The organism is Allobosea sp. BE125, assembly GCF_031456075.1.
Classification (GTDB): Bacteria; Pseudomonadota; Alphaproteobacteria; order Rhizobiales; family Beijerinckiaceae; genus Allobosea.
In genome coordinates this window covers 161,013-170,089 of the sequence record NZ_JAVDTY010000015.1, presented here as the reverse complement: position 1 = coordinate 170,089, position 9,077 = coordinate 161,013, and the positions used below count along the sequence as shown (strand labels likewise).

The window sequence follows — 9,077 nt, the reverse complement described above, 5'->3', positions numbered from 1 at the left end:
GTTCATCCGGTTCCTCCCCGAGGGCTCTGAAGCTTCGCAAACTCAGCTTCCTCGCTCGGGACCGGATGGACAACCTATTGAGAGCTCACATCTAGCTCTTTGATGAGAGCCGGATGCAGCCGCTCAGCCCTGTGGGATGAAATCGACGTCGCTGATCGTGAAGCTGCCGTGATCGCCGTCGCGCGGATTGATCGTGAACTCCAGCGCGCCGCGGCATTCGCCACGATCCTGGCCCGTATGGGCGCCGCTGCAATAGCGCTCGAGATGGCTGATCGTTCGTGGCGGCATGCCGATGTCATCGAAGCGCACGCTGCCCGTGGCGTCGCTCGCCACGCCGCCCTTGGACGTCGAGAACCGCACGATCGTGACGTTCTCGACCCGGATGAACTCTCCGGCGGCCCTGTGACCCTTGATCGTCGCGAGAGTGACGACGCGTGCCCCATCCTGAGCGCTTGCCGCGCCGGCCAAAGCCATCAAGCCCGCAACAACCCACAGCCGCATAACCGCCTCCGCATTCGAGCGGCGGGGCATGCCGCAGCAAGGCCTGAGTCGTCAAGGGTCATGCTCGCCGAGGCAGGCTCGACATGACCGAAGCTGGGGAAAATGGCGTCCCGGAAGGGATTCGAACCCCTGACCTACGGTTTAGGAAACCGTTGCTCTATCCTGCTGAGCTACCGGGACGCACGCAAAACCGTGTAGCATAATCGCCATGCCGGTGAAGCCTCTTCTCGTCGTTTTTGTCGTTGTGGCAGCGCCTTTCACCGCGGCCAGAGCTGCCGCGCCCTGCACGCAGCTGCCGGCGGACGCGCCGGTCGTGCGGCTGGCGGGCGTCGATGCGGCGGGCGACCCCGTGCTGGCGGATGGCCGCAGTTTGCGGCTTGTCGGCATCGCGCCACGCCAGAACGCGGCGGAAGCGGCGCGCTTCGCCAGCGAAATCGGACAATGGCGCGACCGCGAGCTGAAGCTCGTCATCCTGGCCGGGAGCGACCGCTGGGGCCGCTTGCCGGCGCGGCTGTTTGCGCCTGCCGAGGCCCCCAATTCAGAACCGACAAACCTCGCCGCTGCCCTGTTGCGCAATGGTGCCGCGCAACGATTGCCGGAAGCGGCCTTTCCCGATTGTGGCGCAACACCCACAGCGCGCGCCTCATCTGCGCGCAGCCCGGCGCAAGCGCAGCCCGATCTGGCTGGGGATGCCATCGATGGTCACGATATTGCCGCCTTGAAGGCGCAAGCGGGGCGCTTCGTGGTGGTAGAGGGACGGGTGGCTTCCGTGGGCGAGCGGGCGCAACGCACCTATCTGAATTTTTCAAGGCGACGCGCCGAGGCCGGCGCGATCATGCTGTCGCGAACGCAATGGCGCGAACTCCAGGCTTCCGGCTGGACCGCGAGCGGTCTGACCGGTAAACGCGTGCGGGCACGCGGTGTGCTATCTGGACAGGATGGCACCCTGCTCGAGGCGTCTTCGGCCGCCGCCCTGGAGCTGATCGACTGACAGCATGCTGGCGTTCTGGCGACACGCATACCGCGCTCTTCCCAAGCGGCTCATCGCGCTGGCCTTGCCGGCAGCGCTGCTCGTGGCGGCCTTTCTCGTGGCTTGCACCAACGACCAGAGCGCCCTGCTGCCGCAGCAGACCACCGGCGGCGAGCTGGCGCCGCGCGTCAATGCGATCCAGCGCGCCTCGGACAGCGAGCATCAGCGGTTGCTGACGGCCTTCGGCGGAGAATACCGCGCCCCCAACGCCCGCGCCGCGCTCGACGAGGTGGTCCAGCGGCTGGCCAAGGCGAGCGAGGGCCAGATCGGGGCCTATGAGATCACCATCCTGAATTCGCCGGTGGTGAACGCCTTCGCCCTGCCCAATGGCCGGCTCTATGTGACGCGCGGCCTGCTGGCGCTCGCCAACGACACCGCCGAGATCGCCTCTGTGCTCGCCCATGAGATCGCCCATGTCACGGCGCAACACGCGGTCGAGCGCGCCGAGAAGGAGCTTGAATCCGCTCTGGTCAGCCAGGTCGTCTCGCAGGTGCTGAAGGATCCCGCCGCGGGCGCTGCGGTGCAGGCGGGCTCGAAGCTCTCGCTCGCGCGCTTCTCGCGCCAGCAGGAGCTGACCGCCGACCAGATCAGCGTGCGCAACATCTCGCGCGCCGGCTACGACCCCTATGGCGCCGGCCGCTTCCTCCAAGCGCTCGGCCGCAACACCGCCTTCCGCAATGCCGGCCAGGGCCAGAGCGCCGAGGACAAGCGGCTCGACATTCTCTCCAGCCACCCCTCGACGCCCGAGCGCGTGGCCGCCGTCACCGCCGGCGCCCGCCAGATCGGCGCACCGGGCATCGGCGAGCGCGACGCCGCCCGCTGGCTCGCCGCGATCGACGGCATCGCCTATGGCGACGACCCGCGCGACGGCGTGGTGCGCGGCAAGCGCTATCTCAACAGCGCGCTGCGCATCGCCTTCACCGCCCCGGACGGCTTCAGCCTGGAATCGGCGCGCGACATGGTGATCGGCGTCAGCGCCAACGGCAACCAGGCGCTGCGCTTCGATTCCGTCACCCTGAAACCGGGCCAGACGCTGGAGGCCTATGTCACCTCCGGCTGGATCGACGGCGTCGAGACCGGCGCGGTCGAGCATCTCGACGTCGCAGGCCAGCCCGCGGTCATCACCACCGGCAGGGGTACCGATTGGATGTTCCGGCTCGCCGCGATCCAGGCCGGCGGGCGGGTCTATCGCTTCATCCTGGCGGCAAAGGGCGCAAACGACCCGGAGCGGCCGATGCGTGCCGTGATCGAAAGCTTCAGCGCCCTGACCGCCTCGGAAGCACAAGCCGCCAGGCCGATGCAGATCCGCATCGTCACCGCCTCGGCCGGCGACACCGCGGCCACCATGGCCGAGCGCATGCCCAACCTGGACCGCGCGCAGGAGCTCTTCCTGGTCCTGAACGGGCTGGATCGCAGCGGCCCGCTGACGCCCGGGCAGCGCTACAAGATCGTCGCGGAATAGAGCAGGCCGCGACGCTCTTATACTGACGGCCTTTGGAGCCCGTTTTGAACCTCCAGCCCTCATCCTGAGGAGCCGCAGAGCGGCGTCTCGAAGGATGCTCCCGATGGTTCGGGAGCCTCCTGGAGCATCCTTCGAGACGCCATTTCCGAGGAAATGGCTCCTCAGGATGAGGGCTCGCGGAGTTTCCAAACGAGGTCTTAGCGATGAGCGATGGCGTTATTCTCTGCCGTCATTCCGGGGCAGGCCGAAGGCCTGAGCCCGGAACCCAGAACCGCTATGTATCCTCGTGAAGCGAGCCGACAACCCGTGCCTTCCCGAGCAGCGGCATCGGTTCTGGGTTCCAGGCTCGATCCTTCGGATCGCCCCGGAATGACGGCTCGCCCTCAGCCATCAATCGCCGAAACGAAAAAACCCGGCGGTCGCCCGCCGGGTTTCTCGTAACTCACAAGGGAAGCAGCCTCAGGCGGCTTCTTCCTGGATGTCGTCATTGTCGCCTTCGATCTCGGCTTCAGCCTCGGCCGCCTCGCCCTTGGCGGCGCGGCGCGGCGATTTCGCGAGCTGGGCCTCGATCTTCTTCAGGGCCTCGGTCTCGGTGATGTCGTCGACGACGGCGATTTCGCGGGTCATGCGATCGACGGCCGCCTCATAGAGCTGACGCTCGGAGTAGGACTGCTCGGGCTGCGCCTCGGAGCGATAGAGATCGCGCACGACCTCGGCAATCGCGACGAGATCGCCCGAATTGATCTTGGCCTCGTATTCCTGCGCCCGGCGCGACCACATGGTGCGCTTGATGCGCGCGCGGCCGGTCAGCGTGGTCAGGGCCTTGGTGACGCTCTCCGCATCGGCGAGCTTGCGCAGGCCGACGCTGGCGGCCTTGGCGGTGGGAACGCGCAGGGTCATCTTGTCCTTGGCGAAGCTGACGACGAAGAGCTCGAGCTTGAAGCCCGCGACTTCCTGCTCCTCGATCGCCGTGATCTGGCCGACGCCATGAGACGGGTAGACGACGAACTCGCCCGTCTTGAAACCTAGGCGCACAACAGCTTTCTTCACCATGGACATGCCGTTACGACTCCTGACCGGACCGCTTGACGCGGGCTTGACGTTGTCCGCCTCCGGACGGGATGACCGGAGGCGCTTTGCCTGATGCGAACGGACCGATCATCAGGATCGGTCCAAATGCTTCACGCGTCCCTCAGCCGACCGTTTCATACGCACCCGAAGACAACGGACGACTTCGCTCCGGCAACGCACCGGGAGCTGGGATCGTTCGTATCGAAGGGAGCGCCCCGTTCGTGAAACCTCGCAGGGGCATGCGGAACGAATTCGACTATGCTGATATGCATAGCACAAAAAACACGCCGAATCAAAGGTAAACGCGTTTTCGCCTCGGCTCGGCGCGCAATGCAGCCAAGCAAGTCAACGCTCAGCCCTGTTCACGTAAGGGCAGATTCAGTCGCCCTCGCCGGGTTCCGGCGAGAAATGCTCGTCGAGCTTGCCGGCGACACCGTCGAAGGCTTTCGCATCCGGCGGCGCGTCCTTCTTCTGGGTGATATTGGGCCAGGACGAGGCATATTTCGAGTTCAGCTGCAGCCAGCTTTCGAGGCCCGGCTCGGTGTCGGGCTTGATCGCCTCGGCCGGGCATTCCGGCTCGCAGACGCCGCAATCGATGCACTCGTCGGGATGAATGACGAGCATGTTCTCGCCCTCATAGAAGCAGTCGACCGGACAGACCTCGACGCAATCCATGTACTTGCACTTGATGCAGTTCTCGGTGACCACATAGGTCATGTCGTCCGTCCTTCTTCGTCCGCGCGCGGCCGCCTCATAAAGCGCCGAAGGGCGCGGGTTTCAAGGCCGTTTTCAGCCCATTCGGCAGCAGGATCTTCTTCCCGGAGCGCCGTGCGGAGATGGAAATTCCCAATACCGGCCCAGCGCCATTCATATGCACACAAACGAATATTCAGCTTAGCCGTCCGACTTGCCCTCGGCAAGCGACGGATCGTCGCGCGCCGCGCCATTCAACGGCTCGTAGAGCAGCCGCGCCTCCTCATAGGGACCGCGCCGCATGCCCAGATCCAGCACCCGCACGACGAGCGTGGCATGCGGCAGCGCCAGGGTCAGCACGTCGCCAAGCTTGAGCCCATGCGCGGCGTTCTCGATCCTGCGCCCCTCGACCCTGACATGCCCATCCTCGACCAGGCGCACCGCGACCGGGCGCGTCCTGGCGAAACGCGCGAACCAGAGCCATTTGTCGAGGCGTTGCCGATCCTGCCGCAAGGGCCGCCTTTCCGTTCAGCGTCGTGAGCTCAGAGTATTGGCCTGCTCAGGTCTTGCGCCCCTCGAGCTGGGCCTTGAGTGCTGCAAGCTTGGCAAAGGGCGAATCCGGATCCGGCTCGCGCTCGGCCGGTCTCGGGCGCTGCGGCTGCTGGAAACGCTCGCCACCGCGATCCTCGCGGCGCGGCCCGCCCGGCCGCTGATCGCGCTTGAACTCGGGCCGCGGGCCGCGACCCTGCTCGGGACGCCCGCCGCGCGGCGGCTGCCCCTGGCGCGGCGCATCGTCGCGCCGTGGTCCCCGCTCCGGGCGCGGCGCGGCAGGTGCAGCCTCCGCACCGGCAGCCGCTGCCACGGCCGGGCGATCCTGCCCACCCTCGCGCCGCCTGTCATCGGGCCGCCCGCCGCGGTTGGGCCTGTCGCCGCGACGACTGCCGGGCTGGCGTTCGCCGGGGGCGCCGTCGCGCGGGGCGCCACGGCCAGCCTGCTCGGGCCTGCGCCCGCCCTGATGGCGATGCGGCCGCCAGACCTCGATCAATTCCGGCTCGGCCGCTGGCGCAGGCGCTGCGGTCGCAGCCACTTCGGTAGCCTCGGCAGCAGCGTCCGCCGGCGCTTGCTCAGCAGGCTCCTCGGCGACAGCCGGCAAGGCCGACATCAGATCGGCGGGAACGGCCACAGGCTCTGGCTCCGGCTCGGGAGCCGGCGTCGCCTCGGCTTCCGCCAGGACCGGCGCAACCGCCTCCGTCACCTCGGATGCCGGCGCTTCGTGTTCAGCGACAGAAGCGGGCTCGTCGGAGACCACGCCCTCCGCTGGTTGCTCGGCAGCCTCAGGGGCGACAACAGCCTCATCGACCTTGACCGGCTCCGGCTTCGGCGCCGGGGGCGCAGCCAGCGGCACGGTGATCGCCGGGCCGGGACGCTTGACCGAGACATAGCCGAGCGAGCGCAGGATCGAGGCGAAATCCTCGCCGGCGCAGCCGACGAGCGAGGTCATCGCGCCAGTGGCGACGAAACCGTCCTGATCGGCGGCGCCGGTCGGCGGCGTGCCTTGGGTGAGGCCCGGGCGATAGGCGATCGCCGGCCGGATCAGATCGGCCAGGCGCTCCAGGATATCGACGCGCACGGCGCGCTCGCCGCAGACGCGATAGCCGGCGGCGCGATAGAGCCCCTTGGGAACCGCCTTGTCGACCGCAAACGAGGTCCGGCCCGAAGCCGCCAGATGCGCGATGTCGTCGAGCCCGCTCATCTCCGGCGAACCATGCTTCAGGGCCCAGAGCTGGGCCGCGAGCGCGCGGGGTGCCGGCTTCAGCAGCGCCGGTACATAAAGATGGAACGCACCGAAACGAATGCCGAGCTGGCGCAGGGCGGCACGGCCCTCCTGGTCGAGCGCCTTCATCTCCTCGCCGACCTTGGTGCGCTCGAGCACGCCGAGCGATTCGGCGACCTGATAAGCGATGCCGCGCGCGATGCCGGTCAGCGTCGTCGCATCCTCCAGCAGCAGCAGCGCGCCGAGCAGGCGGGTGACGTGATTCTTCAGCCAGAGCGTCAGGCGCGTCTCGACCTGCTCGCGCGCCGGCCCCGTCAGATGTTCTTCGACCAGCAGGCGCAGGCGCGGCTCGATCGCCTTCTCGCCCGCGACCAGGCGCGCCACCGGCTCGCCGACCCAGCGCAGCAAACCGTCATGCGACAACACGAAAGCATCGTCGCCGGCCAGAACGACACGCGCGGCGCGCGCTTCGATCTCGCTGGCGAGCGCCTTCATCGCAGCCATATTCAGGGCTTTCGCCTCCGGCCCGCCGGCCTTCGGGTCCGCCGTGAAGCGAAACCCCTGCAGCATTCCGACGTGCTGGCCCTCGACGAGCACATCGCCCGCCGTGGTGACCTCAGCCTCCAACATGGTATTCTCCCGCAAACGACGCATCAGCACACTCGTGCGCCGATCCACAAAACGGCTGGCAAGCCTCTCGTGCAAAGCGTCCGACAGCTTGTCCTCTACAAGACGCGCCACCCCCTGCCAATGCTCAGGATCAGGCAACCAGTCGGGACGGTTGGCGACGAAGGTCCAGGTCCGCACCTGCGCGATGCGGGCCGACAGCGTATCGATCTCGCCATCCGTGCGATCGAGCGCCGAAAGCTGGGCGTGATACCAGTCCATATCGAGCCGGCCATGGCGCATCAGGCGCAGATAAAGCGTGGTCGCGAGGTCCGCGTGCTGCATCGGCGCGATCTTGCGGTAGTCGGGCAGCCCGCAGACCTCCCAGAGCCGCTCGACCGCAGGACGCCCCTGCGCCAGCGCCTTGACGTCCGGGTCTTTCGCCAGAATTTCCAGCGTCGTCATGTCCTCCGCGATCAGCGCCCGCGTCAGCCCCGGCTCCGAAGGCTGGATATTGAGGCTGTCGAGCAAGCTCTCGATCGAACGCTGATCGAGATCGGTGTTGCGCCACTGCAACTGCCGGACCGGTTCGAAGCGATGGTTCTCGATCGCCTCGACGAGATCGGCCTCGAAGGGCGGGCAACGTCCGCTCGTGCCGAAGGTGCCGTCGCGCAGATGCCGCCCCGCCCGGCCGGCGATCTGGCCGAATTCCGCCGGGTTGAGCTTGCGGAAATGATGGCCGTCGAACTTCTTGTCCGCGGCGAAGGCGATATGGTCGACATCGAGATTGAGGCCCATGCCGATCGCGTCGGTCGCGACGAGATAATCGACATCGCCCGACTGGTAGATCTCGACCTGCGCATTGCGGGTGCGCGGCGACAACGCGCCCAGCACCACGGCCGCCCCGCCCTTCTGCCGGCGGATCAGCTCGGCGATGGCGTAGACCTCCTCGACCGAGAAGGCGACGATAGCCGAGCGCGGCGGCAGCCTTGTGATCTTGCGGTCGCCCGCGAACAGCAATTGCGACAGGCGCGGGCGCGTGACGACGTTAACGCCGGGGATGAGCTGCTCGATCAGCGGCTTCATCGTGCCGGCCCCGATCAGCATGGTCTCGGCCCGGCCGCGCCGGTTCAGGAGCCGGTCGGTGAAGACATGGCCGCGATCGAGATCGGCGGCGAGCTGGATCTCGTCGATCGCGACGAAATCGACCGCGAGATCGCGCGGCATCGCTTCAACCGTGCAGACCCAGAAGCGCGGCCGCTCCGGCTTGATCTTCTCCTCGCCGGTGACGAGCGCGACAGCCTCAGCGCCGACCTTCTCGACCACGCGGCTGTAGACCTCGCGCGCCAGCAGCCGCAGCGGCAAGCCGATCATGCCTGTCGGATGCGCCACCATCCGCTCGATCGCGAGATGCGTCTTGCCGGTATTGGTGGGGCCGAGAACCGCGGTGACGCCGTTTGCACGGACGGAGCGAGGCAAGGGACGAGCTGAAAGCAAAACGCGACCGATCGTGACCGGCCGCCCTCGCCGCCCGGCACGCGACTGCGCCAGACGGACTAAGGGCGACGACGAGGCATCTAGAGGCTGTTATGAACCATGGGGCCGATGTGATGAGGTCAAAACGCCGGAGATGGGAGGAGCATTGCACAGACGATACCATCGGTATCGGCAAGCGATGCGACGCTGCAGCTCCGCCGTTTTCACCTCACCCGCAGGGCGCGGCGCTTTTGCGCGACTGCGGCGTCGTCCTTCGTAGCAAACCGGAAGGTTTGCGTCCTCGAACTCCTGGCATTCGCGCAAAATCGCCAGCGTCAAATCGACCCCATGGTTCATAACAGCCTCTCGGGATAGAACGAGTCCTGAACGAAGCAAGCCCGAATCGCTGACTCGGCCTGAATCCGGTTTCGTTCCCGGCAAGATATCGCGGCTCTGGTAAACGC

7 protein-coding genes and 1 tRNA gene are annotated in these 9,077 nt (G+C 67.0%); 2 read left to right on the top strand and 6 right to left on the bottom strand.

Translation table 11 applies throughout. The features are described from left to right. Positions 1-123 precede the first annotated feature (123 nt). Both J2Y55_RS27180 and J2Y55_RS27175 read right to left on the bottom strand, forming a co-directional pair. Positions 124-501 carry a hypothetical protein gene (locus J2Y55_RS27180; RefSeq protein ID WP_310159642.1) on the bottom strand — a complete coding sequence of 126 codons (378 nt, stop codon included), beginning with the start codon at positions 499-501 and terminating at the stop codon, positions 124-126. A gap of 103 nt (positions 502-604) precedes the next feature. Further along, positions 605-681: transfer RNA gene (locus tag J2Y55_RS27175), tRNA-Arg, on the bottom strand. A gap of 28 nt (positions 682-709) precedes the next feature. Here J2Y55_RS27175 and J2Y55_RS27170 point away from each other — a divergent pair. Together J2Y55_RS27170 and J2Y55_RS27165 are read left to right on the top strand one after the other, a co-directional pair. Beyond that, a complete protein-coding gene (locus J2Y55_RS27170) occupies positions 710-1,492 on the top strand; it encodes a hypothetical protein (RefSeq protein ID WP_310159639.1) in 783 nt (260 codons plus the stop codon). 4 nt (positions 1,493-1,496) lie between these two features. Beyond that, positions 1,497-2,993 carry a M48 family metalloprotease gene (locus J2Y55_RS27165; RefSeq protein WP_310159637.1) on the top strand — a complete coding sequence of 499 codons (1,497 nt, stop codon included), beginning with the start codon at positions 1,497-1,499 and terminating at the stop codon, positions 2,991-2,993. 459 nt (positions 2,994-3,452) lie between these two features. On the opposite strand, the gene J2Y55_RS27160 is transcribed toward J2Y55_RS27165, so the two are convergent. The 4 genes from J2Y55_RS27160 to J2Y55_RS27145 form a co-directional block, all read right to left on the bottom strand. Next, positions 3,453-4,052: a CarD family transcriptional regulator gene (locus J2Y55_RS27160; protein ID WP_310159636.1), complete on the bottom strand. Its 600-nt coding sequence runs from the start codon at positions 4,050-4,052 to the stop codon at positions 3,453-3,455. A 390-nt stretch (positions 4,053-4,442) separates the two neighbouring features. After that, positions 4,443-4,781: a ferredoxin FdxA gene (gene fdxA / locus J2Y55_RS27155; protein WP_069688712.1), complete on the bottom strand. Its 339-nt coding sequence runs from the start codon at positions 4,779-4,781 to the stop codon at positions 4,443-4,445. A gap of 177 nt (positions 4,782-4,958) precedes the next feature. Continuing rightward, a complete protein-coding gene (locus J2Y55_RS27150; protein WP_310159634.1) occupies positions 4,959-5,270 on the bottom strand; it encodes an RNA-binding S4 domain-containing protein in 312 nt (103 codons plus the stop codon). 46 nt (positions 5,271-5,316) lie between these two features. Beyond that, positions 5,317-8,616, bottom strand: a complete 3,300-nt coding sequence (locus J2Y55_RS27145) for a helicase-related protein (protein WP_310159633.1) — start codon at positions 8,614-8,616, stop codon at positions 5,317-5,319. Between the last annotated feature and the right edge of the window lie 461 nt (positions 8,617-9,077).

Excerpts from the sequence above, each read along its gene's own strand:
- fdxA (WP_069688712.1), bottom strand. The coding sequence starts at position 4,781 with ATGACCTATGTGGTCACCGAGAACTGCATCAAGTGCAAGTACATGGAT.
- J2Y55_RS27160 (WP_310159636.1), bottom strand. The coding sequence starts at position 4,052 with ATGTCCATGGTGAAGAAAGCTGTTGTGCGCCTAGGTTTCAAGACGGGC.
- J2Y55_RS27170 (WP_310159639.1), top strand. The coding sequence starts at position 710 with ATGCCGGTGAAGCCTCTTCTCGTCGTTTTTGTCGTTGTGGCAGCGCCT.
- J2Y55_RS27165 (WP_310159637.1), top strand. The coding sequence starts at position 1,497 with ATGCTGGCGTTCTGGCGACACGCATACCGCGCTCTTCCCAAGCGGCTC.
- J2Y55_RS27180 (WP_310159642.1), bottom strand. The coding sequence starts at position 501 with ATGCGGCTGTGGGTTGTTGCGGGCTTGATGGCTTTGGCCGGCGCGGCA.